We start from the raw sequence: 17,699 nt of genomic DNA on the forward strand, positions 1-17,699 counted from the left end.
CCCGCTACTATGCAGGATTTTTTATTTATGATTTTAAATTAAGTTTTAAACTCAATTCTTTTAGTTGGTCATCATCAATTGGTGCGGGAGCATCAATCATGACGTCTCGACCAGAATTGTTTTTAGGAAATGCAATAAAGTCTCTAATAGTTTCTTGCCCACCTAAAATCGCTACTAATCTATCTAGTCCAAAGGCAATACCACCATGGGGTGGTGCACCAAATTCAAAAGCATTCATTAAAAATCCAAATTGCGCTTTAGCTTCTTTTTTAGTGAATCCTAAATGGTCGAACATTAAAGATTGCGTTTCTTTATCGTGAATTCTAATTGAGCCACCACCAATTTCGTTTCCATTTAGAACTAAGTCGTATGCATTTGCTTTAACATCTCCAGGATTGGTGTCCAATAACTCAATTTGCCCAGGTTTTGGTGATGTAAATGGATGATGCATGGCGTGGTAACGTTGTGTGTCTTCGTCCCACTCTAACAATGGAAAATCAATCACCCAAAGAGGTGCAAATTCGTTAGATTTTCTTAGCCCTAGCTGTTCAGCCAACTCCATTCTAAGTGCACTTAATTGTGCTCTTACTTTATTGGTATTCCCTGACAATACACAAATTAAATCGCCTGCTTTTGCATTAGTAGCTTCTGCCCATTTTGCTAAATCATCTTGGTCGTAAAACTTATCGACGGATGATTTATAAGTACCATCGTCGTTGCAGCGAACATATACCATCCCTAGAGCACCGACTTGAGGGCGTTTTACCCAATCAATTAATTTATCGATGTCTTTTCTTGAATATGAATTTCCGCCAGGAACAGCAATCCCAACCACTAATTCAGCTGAATTGAAGACATTAAAATCTTTATGTTGCGCAACGCCATTTAGCTCGCCAAATTCCATCCCAAAACGAATGTCTGGTTTGTCATTTCCGTAGCGTTTCATTGCTTCGTCGAATGTCATTCTAGGGAAATCAGCTATTTCTACACCATGAATTTCTTTAATTAAATGACGAGTTAATCCTTCAAAGGTATTTAAGATATCTTCTTGCTCAACAAATGCCATTTCACAGTCTATTTGTGTGAATTCTGGTTGTCTATCGGCTCGCAAATCTTCATCTCTAAAACACTTTACAATTTGAAAGTATTTGTCCATACCACCAACCATGAGCAATTGCTTGAAGGTTTGTGGTGATTGTGGAAGCGCATAAAACTGTCCTTCATTCATTCTTGAAGGCACCACAAAATCTCTAGCACCTTCTGGAGTAGATTTAATTAAATAAGGTGTTTCAACTTCAATAAAATCATTTTTTGATAGATAGTTTCTAACTTCTTGAGTCACTTTGTGTCTAAAAATTAGATTGTCTTTCACAGGATTTCGTCTAATATCTAAATAACGATATTGCATACGTAATTCTTCACCTCCATCCGTTTCATCTTCTATTGTAAACGGAGGTAGTTTAGCTGTGTTGAGTATCTCTAGTTTAGACACTAATATTTCTATATCTCCTGTTGGAATATTTGGATTTTTAGAGGCTCTTTTAATCACTTCTCCTTCAACTTGAACCACGAACTCACGACCTAGCTTTTGAGCTTGTTGCATCATCCCTTTTGAAGTGCGTTCTTCATCAAAAATTAGTTGTGTAATACCATAGCGATCTCTTAAATCGACCCAAATCATAAAACCTTTATCTCTAGATTTTTGAACCCAACCCGCTAGCGTCACTTTTTTTGCAATATCACTAGCTCTTAATTCACCACAATTATGACTTCTATACATATTTAGAAAATTTGATTTGCAAATTTACATAAGTTAAATGATTAATAATGAAAAAGCCCTAACATTTGTTAAGGCTTTTCCTGGTATTAATCCGGAGCTCTCAAGGAAAGCTGTTGTTAATATTGTTATTTTGTTGTTACTTGATCTTGAGCTATAAGTTTAGGTTCATTATTTTCATTTGTCTTGTTTCTAATCCACATTTTTAATTTCATAGATAAGAAAAACATTACAGGAACTATTATAAGTGTTAAGAAAGTTGCTATTAATAATCCATAAATAACGGTCCACGCTAGTGGCCCCCAAAATACAACGTTGTCTCCACCCATATAAATATTAGCATCAAACTCTTTAAATAGAGTAAAGAAGTTAATATTTAAACCAATGGCTAATGGAATTAACCCAAGAATGGTAGTAATAGCTGTTAATAGTACAGGACGTAAACGCGCTTTACCAGCTTTAATAATACTCTCAAATAAATCTTCAGTGCTTAAATATTCATTTTTATCTAAGTCTAAGTCATTTTTCTTCCTGTCAATTAGTAGTTGCGCATAATCGAGCAATACAACACCATTGTTTACTACAATTCCGGCTAGTGATATAATACCAACCATAGTCATCATAATCACAAAGGCACTACCAGTAATAACAATACCGCCAAATACACCAATTAAGCTCAAGAAAATAGCCAACATAATAATAGCTGGTTTAGATATAGAGTTGAATTGAAAAATTAAAATGAAGAAAATTAAGCCTAATCCTGTAAAAAATGCACCCATTAAAAACGCCATTTGCTTGTTTTGCTCTTCAATTTGACCTGTATAATCAATTTTGATGTTATTTGGTAAATCTAAGTAGCTTTTCATTTCATTTTGAATTTGAGCGACAATGGCGCCAGCATCAGTATAGCCAGGAGCCAATGCTGAATACACAGTTACAACGCGTTTAGCATCCTTATGTTTAATAGCACTAAAACCTGAGTTGTTTTCATGCTTTGCAACTGCAGATACAGGGATGCTTTTTATTTGACCTGAGTTGTCCCTAAAAGTAATATTCTGGTTAAATAAGGCACTAGTATTATATCTATTGTCTTTGTTGAACCGCACATAAATATCATAATCATCACCACTTTCTTTATAAATTCCTGCTTTTGAACCAAAAATAGAATTACGTAATTGTTGACCAACTTGTAAAGCACTTATACCTAATTCTCCTGCCTTTTCTCTATTTACAACAACTTGCATCGTTGGTTTGTCCTTGTTCACATCAATTTTAAGCTCATCAATACCTGCAATATTTCTAGAGTTGATAAACTCACGCATATCTTCGGCAGTAGCGATTAACTCATTGTAATCGTCACCTTCTATTTCAATATTAATTGGCGAACCTGCTGGCGGACCATCGGCATTTTTTTCAACAGAAATTAAGACACCAGGATAAATACCAATGAGTGATTCCTGCATTTTTTGACGCAAGAGTTCGCTATCTTTACCACGACGATATTTAAACTCACGCATAGATGCAGTTATTTTTGCTTTATGTGGCATTTCTGCTGCCGAACCAGCATCTGTTTGTGGGTTTCCAGCTCCTTCACCAACTTGTGATACTGCACTTTCTACCATAAAATTGTAATTACCATCTTTATACTCATCATCGTCAAGTACGTCATAAACGCGTTTTTCAATTTCTTTGGTAATTGTATTGGTTTTTTCAATGGCAGTTCCTTGGGGATATTCTATATAGACAATAATTTGGTTAGGTTTATTGTCTGGAAAAAATTCTACTTTAGTTCGTTGTGTTGCTAATGATGCCCCAAATGCAATAAATGCTAATATTAATAATACAAATATGCCAATACTTAACATATAGGGTTTTTTACCAGAAAGCGCCCAACGCAGTTGATTTTCATACCAACGTTCTAGTTTTACTAATGTTTTAGTTTGAAAGTTGTTTGCCCATTTACGCAAAAACAAGCGATACACCCAAAGTAGTATTGCAGTTAAAACCATAAGGCTTCCTAACGCCCTGTATTCACCACCAATAATAAAGACAATAATACCTGTAACCGTCATGATTAAGGTGTTTTTAATAATCTTTTTTAATGGCATGTCTTTGTCTTCGGTTTGCATAAACTGCGATACTAAAACAGAATTAAAAAAGATGGCTACAAAGAGTGATGACCCTAAAACTATTGATAGTGTTTGAGGTAAAATCATCATAAACTCTCCCATTAGACCTGGCCATAATCCTAGAGGGATAAAGGCTGCTACCGTAGTAGCTGTTGATATAATAATTGGAAATGCAATTTCACCTATTCCTTTTTTAGCGGCTTCAAGTCGACTCATTCCTTCCTCGTCCATTAAGCGATAAACGTTTTCAACGACCACAATACCGTTGTCAACTAACATCCCAAGTCCCATAATTAGACCAAATAACACCATTGTGTTTAGAGAAATTCCAAATAAATCTAAAATCATGAGCGACATGAACATAGACATTGGAATGGCAAACCCAACAAAAATGGCATTTTTAAATCCTAAAAAGAACATTAGCACTGTCACCACTAGAATAACACCAAAAATGATATTATTAACAAGGTCGTCTACTTGACCAATAGTAACTGAAGATTGATCATTGGAAATAGTTACTACTAAATCTTGAGGGAATACATTCTTTATTGCATTATCTTTTATAACTTGTATTTGTTCTACAGCAGCAACCATGTTTTTTCCTGCTCGTTTTTTAACATCAAGCATTACAACAGGGTCTCCAAATTTACGAGCATAAGTGGTTTTATCTTCTTCTTTAAAAGATACGGTTGCCACATCTTTTAGGTAAATAGCTTTACCATTTTCAGATTTTACAACAAAATTTTCAAGGTCTTTTGGAGATTCAATTTCACCTAAAACACGTATAGTACGACGTTGTCCGCTGGCTATTAAATTTCCTGCAGACATAGTGGTATTCCCATTGTTTATAGCGCCAATAATATCATTGAAAGTTACTTGAGTTGCCATCATTTTATAGATGTCTACAGCAACTTCAACTTCTTTTTCTTGTGCACCACGAATATCTACTTTCTTAATTTCTTGTAAATCTTCAATTTCATCTTGAAGGTATTCGCCAAATTCTTTTAATTTTTCGACTGGGTAGTCTCCAGAAATATTAATATTTAGAATTGGCATTTCTTCGGATAAACTCAATTCAAACACATCTGGTTCTACCTTGGCACCATTAAAGGTTGGCCAATCCTCACTAGAGGTCTCCGTGTCTATTTCATCTTTCACCTTTTGTTTTGCTTGGTCGACAGTTATGTTTTCATCAAACTCAACCACAATCATAGAAAAATCTTCTTGCGAAGTTGAGGTTGTTTCTACCACATTGCTAACGGTTTTTAATTTGTCTTCAAGCGGGTCAGTAATGAGTTTTTCAATATCTTCGGCAGTGTTACCTGGAAATACTGAACTTACATAAATTTTCGTTTCGTTTACTTCTGGGAAATTTTCTCTTGGCATATCGAAAAATGCCGAAACTCCAAGATAGAAGAACACAGCAATAAGGACGTACATCGTTGTCTTATTGTTAATAGCCCAAGATGAGAAACCAAATTCCTTATCGACTTGTTTTTTCTTTTTAGTAGTCATTAGTTTGTGGTTTTTTAGTCTTTAGAAAGATTGATAACTTTTACCGCCTGTCCATCTTTTACACTTCTGGCACCTTCTTGAATAATTTCTGTCCCACTTTCAATCCCTTCTAATACTTCAATAACATCGCCTTGAGTTTTTCCAGTTTTTATAATAACCCTACTTGCAGTACCTTCTTTATTACTGTTTTTATTATTAACTACATAAACATATTGTTCTCCTTCAGCATTTTCTGAGATTATACTTTGTGGAACTAAAAGCGCTTTCTCATTTGTATAATCATTAATTTTCAGTTTAGCAGTAAGGTTTGGCTTAATGGATTTATTTGAATTTGGGATGCCAACTTCTACCTTAAAAGTTCTATTTGCAGGATTAATATAATCACTCGCCTGACGAACTTCGGTTTCAATAGTTTTACCTAAAACAGGAAACTCTACGGTAACATGTTTTCCTTTTGTAACATCTGTAATATAGCTTTCTGGAACATCAGTTTCAATATACATATTGTTTAAATTCACTATGCGAATTAAAGGTGTTTGTCCTGCACCAACAACACTACCTTGTTCAGTAATTACATCGTCAATAGTTCCTGAAAAAGGCGCTCTAACAGTAGTTTTTGCAATTTGCTGTTTTAATTGATTAATGGCTTCAACTTGAGATTCGTAAGTAGATTTTGCTTGTAAATATTGAATCTCACTTCCAATGTTTTGTTCCCATAGGCGTTTTTGGCGCTCGAAAGTTGTTTTACCTAAATCTGCTTGAATTTGTAATTGTGATAATTGTTGGCTTAATCCTCCATCATCAATTTTTGCAAGAATTTGACCTTTACTTACTTTTTGACCTTCTTTTACATATACATTTGTAAGTATTCCATTGTACTCTGGTGTAATAACTAATAAGTTTTTGGTTGTTACATTACCTTGTATTTCGAGCATATGCTTAAACACTTCTTGTTTTGCAGTAAATGTTGTAATTAAGGGTACATTTTTTACGGTATCAATTTTGGAGATGGCGTCATCTAGTTGTTTTATTTTACTCTGAATAACTTGTTGATCATTTACCAAATCGGCTCTTTTTTTGCGAATGTTTTCCAAGTTATTACTTTGCAAAACGCTCTCTACCGTGTTTTTTTTCTTGTCACCTCCACATGAAGCCAAAACAAGAACTAAGATTAATAATGTGAATATATGTTTCATTTTATAGTGTTTTCTTGATTGATTAGTTTTTTGGAATTTCATTAAGTACTGTTTCTAAAGCTGCTTTTTTGTTGATTACATCTAACATTGCTTGCAATAATTCTTGTTGAGCTGTGTATAATTGAGTTTGTGCTTGACGTAAATCAAAACTTGAGCTTATTCCTTCAAAGAACTTCACTTGATTTTTTTTCTCAATACGTTCGGCCAAACTTAAATTGTCTTTTTTGTTTTGGTAATCTTCAATTGCAAATTTGTATTCACTTTTAGCAGTTTCAATTTGAAGTTTTAATTGTTGTTGGGTTTCGGTTAAATCATCTTTAGCTTTTTCAAGATTTATTTTTGCTCTCTGAGTAGCTGCAGAGCGCATTCTAGAGCTAAAAATTGGAATATCCATGCTTATGCCAAGTAACGAAGTACCAAACCATTTTTGAGAGCTTTGCAAAAACTTAAATTGATTGTTATTACCAACATAACCTCCATTAATAAAAGCATTAAGCGTTGGAAGTGCTTTGCTTTTTTCTAGTTTTAATAACAACTCTTTAGATACCTTATCGTTTTCGGCAATTTTATAATCAATGGTTTGTTCAATGTTTTCGTCGGCATCCAATAAACTAACAACCATATTTTCTGTTGTCAAACTATTTAGGTCGTCTGTAAGTTTAATATTTGAATCTAAATCAACACCTAATGTAATGTTTAGCATTTTATAAGCTAAGGTTTTTAAACGCTCGGTATTAGCCAAGTTACTTTTAATGCTTGAAAGTGTTATTTGTAATTGTTCGACACTCTCTTCTTCGCCAAGGCCGTTTTCGTAGATTTTTGTGGTTTCATTTAGATTCTTTTCTAGTACTGCAATATTTCTTTCTAATATTTTTACACTTTCTTCCGACAGAAGAACATTCCCGTAGGCATTAATTACAGCTTCTCTAACTTCTAAGTCTGTTTTTTCTTTGGCATTTTTAGAGATTTCAAGAAATACCTTTGCCGACTGTAGTCCAACCAAGTAAGAGCCATCGAAGATCTTTTGATTTAGAGTTGCAGTAGCATTCATTGTTTTTTTGGTTCCAAAAGCTACCTCTGCAAAGTCTCCTGGGTTTCCCCCAAAAAATTCAGCTGGAATTAGTGATACTTGTTGTTTTAACCAATGATTATAATCTATTGATGCACTTATTTGAGGCAGTCCAGAAGCTATAGTTTCCCATTTTTGATTTTCGGCTGCTTCAATATCCCGTTGCGCATTTTTAGCAGTTCGATTGTTTTCTAAAGCAAAGTCTATGGCTTCCTGTAGATTTAATGTTTCTGGTATTTCCTGAGAAAACCCAAAAGCATAAATAGTAATGCTAAAAACAGTTAAAATTGTTTTTTTCATGTGTCTTATGATTGATTTTTTTGAATGATTTCGTTTAAAATTTCTATGCCTTTTATAGTACAAATACCTCGTAAGTGATATTCAATATAATTTTCCATCAGCATATTTTTTGAAAATGTATTATTTGGAAATAAATTATCATCTTTTATTGCTAGCATACAGTTGAAATAGATTCTTGTTATAAAATCCACATTAATGGTATCTCTATAAATACCTAATTCAACACCTCGGTTAAGGTTGGTATTAACGCATTTATACATCACTTCAAATTGCTTGTTTTTAAGTGAATTAAAAATTTTTGGATAATATTTTTGTAACTGATATTGAGGTGATGATTTTTCGTCTTTTAAGTGTTCCGAAACAAATCGTTTTATATCGTAAATTTCTTCAATAGGATTTTTTTCTAAGGCACAAATACAATCAATACCATGTGAAATTATGTTAAACATGGACAATGTTGTAGCCTCTACCAGTTTTGTCTTATTGTCGAAGTGTAGATAAATGGTTTTTTTTGAAATACCTAAAGCATTAGCAATATCGTCCATTGTAACACTTTTAAAGCCGTAGCTCAAAAACAAATCGGCCGATTTATGTATAATTTTTTCTCTCATAATGGAGTGCAAAAGTACGAGTGGAAACTTAAAAAACCAAAGAAGTTTCCAAAGTTTTAATAATTATTTAACATTGGATTGTTTATAGGTGCTATTTATTATTGGGAATTGCTTTATTTTTGCGAAATGTTATCCATAGAAAAATATCAAAAGGTGTTTGTAAATTATTTAAATGATTTTGCAACACCTAAAGCGCCAAATAACTTGTACGAACCTATAGAGTATATTTTAGGGTTGGGCGGAAAACGTTTGCGTCCAGTACTTACATTAATGACTACAGAGATTTTTGACGATAATTACCAAAAATCTCTAGACGCGGCATTAGCAGTTGAGGTTTTTCATAATTTTTCATTAATTCATGATGATATTATGGACGATGCACCCTTGCGTAGAGGGAAGCAAACTGTTCATGAAAAATGGGATTTAAACACAGGCATTTTATCTGGCGATGCCATGTTGATTTTAGCGTATCAATTGTTTGAAAATTACGAGGGTGACACTTTTAAAGATTTAGCCAAATTATTTAGTAAAACAGCCATAGAAGTTTGCGAAGGTCAGCAATACGACATTGATTTTGAAACCAGAAACAATGTGACCATCCCTGAGTATTTAAAAATGATTGAATACAAAACTGCTGTTTTAGTAGGTGCTGCAATGAAAATGGGAGCTATTGTTGCTAATGCTTCGATTGAAGACCAAAATAGCATTTATGAGTTTGGAAAAAATTTGGGAATAGCATTTCAATTACAAGATGATTATTTGGATGCTTTTGGAAACCCTGAAACCTTTGGAAAACAAGTTGGAGGTGATATTATTGAAAACAAAAAAACCTACTTGTTTTTAAAAGCACTAGAATTATCAGTTGATAATCAGAAGAAGGAATTATTACAATTTTATGATGACTCTTCATCAAATAATGGTGAAAAAATTATAAAGGTTAAACAAATTTTTGATGAAAGTGGAGCTTCAAAAGCAACAAGGGATGTTATTGAAAGTTATACGCAAAAGGCATTTAGTGTTTTAAATTCCATAACTATTTCAGCAGAAAAGAAAAGGCTCCTTAAAGAGTTTGGAAATGCGTTAATGAATAGAAGTGTATAATGCTACAACCCAAAAATTTTGAAGAGCTAATAACTCAAGCCAACCAAGTTAACTTATATAATAAGCTAGTAAAACAACTTAATAAAGATTTTTTACTAGCAAATATTGATTTGGATTTTGATGAAGACATTTTACCCACTAGTCTTAAGTTTTTACTTCACGAAACAATTTTTAAATTAATTCAAGAAAAGTTCGCAGAGTATTTAAATGTACTATACATTATTGATGTTCCAGAGCATAAAATAAAGCAATTAGATGGTAGTGATATTGTATTACTTTCAGAACAAGTCACATTTTTAATACTACTAAGAGAGTGGCAAAAAGTTTGGTATAAGCAACAGTACAAATAAAATGTTTAAAAATCTTTTCTTTTCGATTTAAAAACAATTCGAAGTACAGGTAAAATTACCCAAACTGTAAGCATAGTAAAAGACACTATAAGTCCAAAGTTGGTGCCGAAAAATTCTTTAAACACAGCGCCTGTATAACCTAATAATGCAGATATATCCAACTTTAGTAGAATAAGTGTTCGTGATAAATCTATTGGATTTAGCATGGTGCCTACCAATGATAATTTATCAAGAGGATAGTCTTCAAACATAATTAGGGTCATTAAAAACAAGCCATCATAAATTACTGCTAAAAAGAGCCATAATAAGATAGCATAACCAAAGCCTTTTATTTTATTTTCGTTTGACAAGGCTATATTAAATGCTAAAGCTGTAAATATTAGTGTGAGAAATGTTCCAGTAATAAGTAATAGTGAAAAATCCCAAATGGCACTACTTTCAAATAAACCATAAAACACGAATGGAATACCTAAACCTAGTATTAAACTCATAGAAAGCGATAAAGCAACACCTAAATACTGTCCAAGAAAAATAGAGGAACGTTTTAAGGGTTGAGCCAATAATAACTCGGTAAATTCTTTGGAATTATAGTAGTACATCACACCAAAAATGGTTCCAATTAAAGGAACGAGAACAATAATAACATTCATTAAGGTAATGACTGCTTTTGATAAGTCATTATTTAAAAATAGAAGTACAACTCCAAGCAATAAGTAAAACGCAAAGTACACATAACTCCAGCGACTTCGCATTAAATCGTAAAAACTATATTTTAATATTTTAAGCATGATTCTCTGTTAATATAGACGCAATAGCATGCTCAAAATCTGGCTGCTTGGTCTTGGTTTTTAAATCTTGAATGGTACCCTTAAAGTATATTTTACCTTCTAATATAAATACAATCTCATCTGACACTTCTTCGACAAAACTCATAATATGTGATGTAATTAATATGGTTTTCCCTTTTCCTTTTTCGGTTTGAATTAAATCTTTTAATCTAATAAGCGAAATTGGGTCTAAGCCTGTAGTTGGTTCGTCTAAAATTATTAATGGGCTATCAAACATAAAGGTTAGCACAAGGTTTACTTTTTGCTTTGTGCCTCCAGATAGGTTTCCAAGTTTTTTATCTAAAAAAGGTTCTAATTTAAAAAGCTTTATTAAACGTTCATCTTCATCAGTGTCTTTACGTAAATCCTTAATCATTTTGATTAACTCTTTAACCTTTAAATTACTTGGGAAATTGGCGATTTGTGGTAAATAATCAATCTTATGCCTATAGTCTGAGTTTTTTTTGATGTTATTCCCTAACACTTCTATAATGCCTTTATTGGGGATTACCATCCCTAGAATAGACTTAATTAACGTTGTTTTACCTGAACCATTTGGGCCAAGTACAGCAAAAATTCCACCATCATTAATATATAGGTCAACGCCTTTAAGCACCTGGTTTTTACCAAATTTTTTGTGTAAATTTTTTATACTTACCATGTTATTTTTTTAATTGAAGGGTTGTTATCCATTAAATTATCTGGTGTAAAAACAGGAGATACTTTTTCTGAGAAATCGATAATATCTATAAACATACTACGTAATAAAATAATAGTTTCTGGTGTACGGTTTACAATGTATGAGAATAATTTTACAGGTCTGTAAGGCACATCTCCAACGCCATCTTTGTCTAAATCATAACCAGTATAATTGCTCCAATAATTTCTATCGAACACATTGTCATTTATTTTACTATTATATGAAATATCAAAAGAATTGTATAAAAAATTATTCTCGACAAAGCTATTGGTATAGCAGGCACCTCGAACTTTAATTGCCCAACCATTGTTTATAAAATTATTATTTTTATAAACAATTCTATTTGAACCTTCAATGTTAATTGCTATGGTATTTTCTTCAAACGTGTTTCCAATAATTTCGGCATCATTAATTTCTTTTAAAAGCATGCCATAGGATGCAGTTCCCCAATTTTCTTTAAATATATTGTTAAGCATTTTTATTTTTTTAGAAAACATTACTGCTACTCCAGCACCATTATTTTCAAAAGTGTTGTCTTGATAGACATCGTCGTTAGAGAACATGAAATGCAAACCATATCTAAGATTTTCGGCACTCACATTGTTTTTAATTAAACAATCATCTGAAAATTCTAAATAAATACCATCGCGAACATGTTCCACGTAATTATGCTCTATTTCTATATGATTACTATACCAAAGTTGTATGCCATTGCCAGAATTGTATTCTTCAACGGCGTCGCCTATTATTTTGTTATGATATACTTTTCCGTAACTTGATTTTTCAATGTATATGCCAAAAAAAAGTTTTTCTAACACTAAATTCTGAATTACAAAATTCTTACTTTTTCTCACTCGAATTGCAGCAAAATCCTCTGTGTAACTTGTGCCAACATTAATAATGAACAAACCGTCAACAGTTACATTATCCGATATTATGGTTATTATTTCACCTTTTAGTTCACCATCAATAACAGGGTAGTCTTCACCAATAATGGTTAGTGGTTTGTCAATAATAATATCATACTCTTTATAAGTGCCTTTTTTTACTGTAATTGTATCAAAGCCTTTAGCTTGAAGAATGGCATCCTTCAACGATGAAGTTGGACACGTATTGCATACCTCAATGTTTTGAGTATAACTTGTTTGAGCCAATAAAATGACTGCTAAAAAAACAAATAATTTATTCATGAAATTAATTGTTTAAATGAGCTAATAGTTCGTTCCAAGTGTGTAACTCACCTCCTTTATCAGCTTGCATTTTCTCAGCATCTGCTTTATTTTTAAAAGCAGATAAAAAAGCTCCCATTGGACTTGGGATATTCTCACTAATTAAAAAAGTTGCTTGAGTTGCATCAATTAGAGCCTCTGGCTCTGTATAGTTATTGGATAAATATAATTCTATTTCATTGGTGTCAAAGTCATCCATAAAATTGACCATGCATTCTGTAGCATCAAATTTATAGACTTTGCCTTTCTTGGTAACAATTTCGGCAGCATGGACTTTATCTACAATGGTCATCTTACAAAAGTGACAACCATCACTACCATATTCTATAGCTTTAGGTGATACATTACAGCTAAAAAGAATTAGCAATAATGCAGCAATTAAATAGTGTTTTAGTGTTTGCATTTTTTAGTGTTTTTAGTATTTTGTCTTTTCTCCTCTACATACTTAAAGTTTTTTTATGGGTTTTCTTACCGACAAGATACGCAAAAAATGATGCTGCAATCCCAAGCCCTAAAAAGTAAGCCCCTAATCTTGGATACGAGTGTGCTCTAAAGTTTAGAATATCTTTAGTCCCAAACAGTGGTGGCTGAAAGCCCATTTGTGTACCATCAGGGTTTGTAAATTTCATGATTGCTTTTGGGTCTAAGTTGTGTCCATAATCATGTTCCCAAATATAAAAATCATACAGTCCAGCACTACTTAACGCCATCATTAAAATAAACCAAAACAGAAACCATTTGTAGTTGCCTTTAAAAGCAATGATTAGCCCTATTACTGTGGTAATTAATATTCCAGCTGGAAATATTTTAAATTCAGGAATAGCTTCAGGAATATATTTCATACCAACATAATGGTTCATTAGGTTGATATTTTTTATATCATGCGGATTTGCGTCCGAAAAATCATTAATATGGATATACATTCCCAGAGGTGTTGGGTACTGTGGTGCTTCTAGGGTGATTTTCCAAAGCGGAAATAAGAATAGCCCTAAAGGTAATATTGCTGCAATAAACATGATGATATTAGACTTCTTCATGACATTTTTTTTGAGGTTTAAAATAGTGTTTTAAAAAGAAAGGCGAGAGCGAAAAGACAGCTCTCGCCTTGATAGGAAAATAAACACTAAAACAAAATTCTCCTAATTTTTATTATTCAATGTCTTCACCAAGCGACCATCTAAGCGGTGTGTTAGAATTAGCTGCAGATACTCTAACATATCCTTGCATTTCTTGATGCAGTGCAGAACAGAAATCTGTACAATAGAAAGGCCAAACCCCTTCTTGTTTTGGTTCCCAAGCAAATGTCTCAGTTTGTCCAGGCATGATAAGTAATTCTGAAGTATTAGCTCCAATTATACTTATACCATGTGGTACATCATAATCTTGCTCTAAATTAGTTACATGGAAGTAAACTTTGTCTCCTACTTTGATACCTTCAATATTATCTGGTGAAAAGTGACTACGAATAGTTGTCATGTAAATATGAACTGTTTTCCCATCTCTTACAACTTTAGTGTCAGCTTCAGTTTTTGCTGCATAAGGATGCTCATTATCTTCAAGGTTGAACAATTTTTTAGAACGTGGTTTTATTATATCTGCAGGAGCACCAGCCGCATAGTGAGGCTCACCAACTGTTGGAAAATCTAATAACAATTGCATTTTTTCACCTGAAATGTCATACAATTGAGCAGATTGAGTAACTTCTGGACCTGTTGGTAAATAACGGTCTTTAGTAATTTTATTCATAGCAAGCACATATTTCCCAAAAGGTTTTCTTGAGTTTCCTCCTGGAATCATTAAGTGACCAACAGAATAATAAGTTGGCTGTCTGTCAATAACTTCCCATGTACCAACTTTCCATTTTACAACCTCTGATGAAATAAAGAAGGTAGTATAAGCATTTCCTTTATCATCAAACTCTGTATGTAAAGGCCCTAATCCTGGTTGCTCTACTACTCCAGCTAGTGAAGCTTCAAATTCAATAATAGGAATGCCATAAGCATCTCCAGCAAATTTTTCATTTTCAATAGCATCCAACATTTTGGTAAATGAATGTATTGTTAAATTAGCAGAAAGTTTACCACTACCAACAATGTACTCACCAGTTGGATCTACATCACAACCATGAGGTGATTTTGGAGTCGGCATTAAATAAACTGCTCCTGGTACATCTAATGGATTAACAGTAAGCACTTCTTTCTTCATTGTAGAAGTTGCTGAATGAGTTGCTTCATCATAAACGTTATGTGCATAATTTGCAGGCATCATAGTTCCTCCTCCATTATTAACGTATTCTTCAATTTTTTTCCAGTTTACTGCAGCAATAAAATCTTTATCATTTTGCGAAGCGTTCACTTCCATAAGTGTGCTAGCTTCTTCAGTATTATATGTTGAGAAGAAGAACCATCCATGAGATTTTCCACGGCCTGGATGCGATAAATCGTAATCAAAACCTGGCATAATCAATTGAAATTTGATGTCCATATTACCATGCTCTGGCTCAACTGAAATAAAGGTTAATGCACCTTTAAAGTTTCCTTTGTAATCTTTAATTGGCATATCTCTTTGTGGAACTGGTACAGAGAAACGTGTTCCTGCAACTACATATTCAGTATTTTCAGTTACAAAAGATGAACTGTGATTACCTGCACTATTTGGTACTTCAATAATTTCAGTAGTTTCAAAAGTTGATAAGTCAATTTTCGCTATACGTGGTGTGTTATTACCATTAATAAATACCCAACGACCATCAATTACTCCTTCCGTTTGTGAAATATCTGGATGGTGACTGTCATCCCAAGGCACAAACCCATGAGATGTGTTTAACATAGGTTTTGTTTCTTCATTGTAACCATAAGCTTTTTCCGCATCTTGAGAGAATACAGGAATCACTTTAAATAAACGTCCTGATGGTAATCCGTAAACTGCTAATTGTCCACTAAATCCACCTGAAACAAACGCATAAAATTCGTCGTGTTCTCCTGGAGCCACATATACTTTTTCAGCAACATTTCCAGATAAAGCTCCAGATTTACTATCTGATGATGTTGCATTATTACAACTTGTAAATGCAACAGACACACTTACTATTGCAACTATTGATTTTAATAAATTCTTCATTGTTAAATTATATTTGATTAGTGTTTGATTATTTATCTTTTGCAGGTGGTAAAAGTACTTTGTCAATAACATGAACAATACCATTCCCAGCTTTTACACTAGCAATTATGTTTGCTCCTCCAATTACAGGTTTTCCATCAATAACCTCAATTTGCACATCTTGGTTATTTGCTTGCCCCAATTTTGGTAGTTTAGTTAAAATAGAAGTGCTCAAATTTCCAGGTGTAACATGATATTTTAAAATATCTGATAACGTAGCTTTATTTTCTGGTTTTACTAAATTCTCAACAGTACCTTCAGGTAAAGCAGCAAAAGCTGCGTCTGTTGGAGCAAAAACTGTAAGAGGTCCTACATTAACTAATGCATTTTCAACCTGAGCAGCTTGTACTGCAGCAACAAGTGTTTTATGATCAGGTGATCCAATAGCAATTTGCAAACAATTTGGTGTGCCTTCATCATCACTAATAAAAGCTTGACCAGATCTTTCTGTTGTTTCACCAGCTTGATTTGCTGTAGAGGTCGTTGAGGCTTCTTTGTTTTCGTTTTTACATGAGCAAACCAATGCTACTAAAGCAAAAACAAAAAATAGATGTTTAATTAGTTTCATATCTGTTTATTTTAATGTTCTAAAGTATTCTAATACACCCCTAGCCTCATCTTCTGTTAAGCTTTGATTAGCCATAGGCGAACCGTTAAACTCCATTAATAAAGCTTTAGCCAAAGGGTCTTTTTGTGTCATCCCTTCTGGGTCTAAAATCATATTCATTACCCATTCTGGAGTACGTCTTTCAAGGATACCATTTGGAGCAGGACCTATAAACTTCTTACCAACTCTGTGGCAAGCAGTACACATTTTATCAAATACTTCTTTGCCTTTTGCAACCATAGCTTCATCTACCGGAGCAGAAATATCCATGGATGTAATAGGCCCAACTCCTTTATTTGTTAAATCAATAGTTTCTGAAGGCTTGGTATCATTTGATTTTGATTCTACTTTCTTAGTTGTAGGCTGCCTTTTAAGCTGTACTTTTGTCTTTTCTTCTTTCTTTTCTTCCCCACCACCACAGCTCAATGCGAATAGAGTAATTACTAGTGTTAAAATTTTTAGTGTTGATTTCATTTTGTTTTAGATTTATTCGATTTATGTGCTATATAAAAAAATGTGAAAATAATTTTATTGGGCAAAAATAAAACCTAAAGGAGCATTAAAATATGACAAAAGTCATATTTAAGATATAAAACTCTTTTTTACCTTTGTTAAGAATTAAGTATACTTGAACAATGTTTTCAAACTCATCAAAATATGCTATTAAAGCAGTGCTATTTTTGGCTGTTAACTCTAGTGAGAGCCATAGAATAATGGTCAAAGATTTGGCAGCACCAATTAATGTGCCGCAAGCTTATTTAGCCAAATTATTACAAGAATTATCAAGAGGTGGCATAATATCTTCAAAGAAAGGACCTAAAGGAGGGTTTTTTTTAAGTAAAGAAAACGTACAGTATACTCTTATGGATATTGTTAATGTAATTGATGGTAACGATAAGTTTAATTCTTGTTTGTTAAGTTTAGAAAAGTGTAATGCAGATAAGCCATGTCCTTTACATGATTTAGCAAGCCCAAGTAGGTCAAAATTTATTCAAAGTCTCAATCAAAATACTATCGATGAATTTTCTATACAAATAGAACAAGGTAAGGTTTTCTTACCATTATAAAAGATGTGTTTTTAATAGAAAAAAAAGACATCACATTTTACTAAAAGTTGTATTTTTGAAAA

At 33.0% G+C, this 17,699-nt stretch carries 16 protein-coding genes; 3 read left to right on the forward strand and 13 right to left on the reverse strand.

Annotated elements, in window-relative coordinates; genetic code table 11:
* Nucleotides 1-25: 25 nt before the first annotated feature.
* The 5 genes from aspS to HB672_RS03910 all read right to left on the reverse strand — a co-directional run bounded on the left by aspS (nt 26) and on the right by HB672_RS03910 (nt 8,597).
* Nucleotides 26-1,780, reverse strand: a complete 1,755-nt coding sequence (gene aspS, locus HB672_RS03890; protein WP_167608024.1) for an aspartate--tRNA ligase — start codon at nt 1,778-1,780, stop codon at nt 26-28.
* Between the two features lie 125 nt (nt 1,781-1,905).
* The gene (locus HB672_RS03895) at nt 1,906-5,421 is read right to left on the reverse strand and encodes an efflux RND transporter permease subunit (RefSeq protein WP_167608027.1); all 3,516 of its coding nucleotides are present in this window, start codon (nt 5,419-5,421) and stop codon (nt 1,906-1,908) included.
* A 14-nt stretch (nt 5,422-5,435) separates the two neighbouring features.
* Nucleotides 5,436-6,617, reverse strand: a complete 1,182-nt coding sequence (locus HB672_RS03900; protein ID WP_167608030.1) for an efflux RND transporter periplasmic adaptor subunit — start codon at nt 6,615-6,617, stop codon at nt 5,436-5,438.
* Between the two features lie 22 nt (nt 6,618-6,639).
* Nucleotides 6,640-7,986, reverse strand: coding sequence for a TolC family protein (locus tag HB672_RS03905; RefSeq protein WP_167608035.1), 1,347 nt, complete (start codon nt 7,984-7,986; stop codon nt 6,640-6,642).
* A 5-nt stretch (nt 7,987-7,991) separates the two neighbouring features.
* Nucleotides 7,992-8,597 carry a TetR/AcrR family transcriptional regulator gene (locus tag HB672_RS03910; protein ID WP_167608040.1) on the reverse strand — a complete coding sequence of 202 codons (606 nt, stop codon included), beginning with the start codon at nt 8,595-8,597 and terminating at the stop codon, nt 7,992-7,994.
* Between the two features lie 126 nt (nt 8,598-8,723).
* On the opposite strand from HB672_RS03910, the gene HB672_RS03915 reads away from it, so the two are divergent.
* Together HB672_RS03915 and HB672_RS03920 are read left to right on the forward strand one after the other, a co-directional pair.
* Complete coding sequence (locus HB672_RS03915; protein WP_167608045.1) at nt 8,724-9,698, forward strand: polyprenyl synthetase family protein; 975 nt, start codon at nt 8,724-8,726, stop codon at nt 9,696-9,698.
* Entirely contained in the window at nt 9,698-10,048 is a 351-nt protein-coding gene (locus tag HB672_RS03920; protein ID WP_167608048.1) for a hypothetical protein, read from the forward strand. The genes HB672_RS03915 and HB672_RS03920 overlap by 1 nt, the downstream gene beginning before the upstream one ends.
* A 5-nt stretch (nt 10,049-10,053) precedes the next feature.
* Here the strand turns inward: HB672_RS03920 and HB672_RS03925 are convergent, their stop codons facing one another.
* The 8 genes from HB672_RS03925 to HB672_RS03960 form a co-directional block, all read right to left on the reverse strand.
* Nucleotides 10,054-10,836: an ABC transporter permease gene (locus HB672_RS03925; protein ID WP_167608053.1), complete on the reverse strand. Its 783-nt coding sequence runs from the start codon at nt 10,834-10,836 to the stop codon at nt 10,054-10,056.
* Nucleotides 10,829-11,536, reverse strand: a complete 708-nt coding sequence (locus tag HB672_RS03930) for an ABC transporter ATP-binding protein (protein WP_167608056.1) — start codon at nt 11,534-11,536, stop codon at nt 10,829-10,831. Before HB672_RS03930 ends, HB672_RS03925 begins: the two co-directional genes overlap by 8 nt.
* A complete protein-coding gene (locus HB672_RS03935) occupies nt 11,530-12,765 on the reverse strand; it encodes a nitrous oxide reductase family maturation protein NosD (RefSeq protein ID WP_208864178.1) in 1,236 nt (411 codons plus the stop codon). Before HB672_RS03935 ends, HB672_RS03930 begins: the two co-directional genes overlap by 7 nt.
* A gap of 4 nt (nt 12,766-12,769) precedes the next feature.
* Entirely contained in the window at nt 12,770-13,207 is a 438-nt protein-coding gene (locus HB672_RS03940; RefSeq protein ID WP_167608059.1) for a nitrous oxide reductase accessory protein NosL, read from the reverse strand.
* Nucleotides 13,208-13,241: 34 nt separating this feature from the next.
* Nucleotides 13,242-13,841, reverse strand: coding sequence for a hypothetical protein (locus tag HB672_RS03945; protein ID WP_167608063.1), 600 nt, complete (start codon nt 13,839-13,841; stop codon nt 13,242-13,244).
* A gap of 112 nt (nt 13,842-13,953) precedes the next feature.
* Nucleotides 13,954-15,924: a Sec-dependent nitrous-oxide reductase gene (gene nosZ / locus HB672_RS03950; RefSeq protein WP_167608066.1), complete on the reverse strand. Its 1,971-nt coding sequence runs from the start codon at nt 15,922-15,924 to the stop codon at nt 13,954-13,956.
* Between the two features lie 28 nt (nt 15,925-15,952).
* Entirely contained in the window at nt 15,953-16,531 is a 579-nt protein-coding gene (locus HB672_RS03955; protein ID WP_167608069.1) for a fasciclin domain-containing protein, read from the reverse strand.
* A gap of 6 nt (nt 16,532-16,537) precedes the next feature.
* Nucleotides 16,538-17,044 carry a cytochrome c gene (locus HB672_RS03960; protein ID WP_167608072.1) on the reverse strand — a complete coding sequence of 169 codons (507 nt, stop codon included), beginning with the start codon at nt 17,042-17,044 and terminating at the stop codon, nt 16,538-16,540.
* A gap of 161 nt (nt 17,045-17,205) precedes the next feature.
* On the opposite strand from HB672_RS03960, the gene HB672_RS03965 reads away from it, so the two are divergent.
* Nucleotides 17,206-17,637 carry an Rrf2 family transcriptional regulator gene (locus HB672_RS03965; RefSeq protein WP_167608076.1) on the forward strand — a complete coding sequence of 144 codons (432 nt, stop codon included), beginning with the start codon at nt 17,206-17,208 and terminating at the stop codon, nt 17,635-17,637.
* Nucleotides 17,638-17,699: the final 62 nt, after the last annotated feature.

This window comes from Gaetbulibacter sp. S0825 (assembly GCF_011777505.1).
Lineage (GTDB): Bacteria > Bacteroidota > Bacteroidia > Flavobacteriales > Flavobacteriaceae > Pontimicrobium.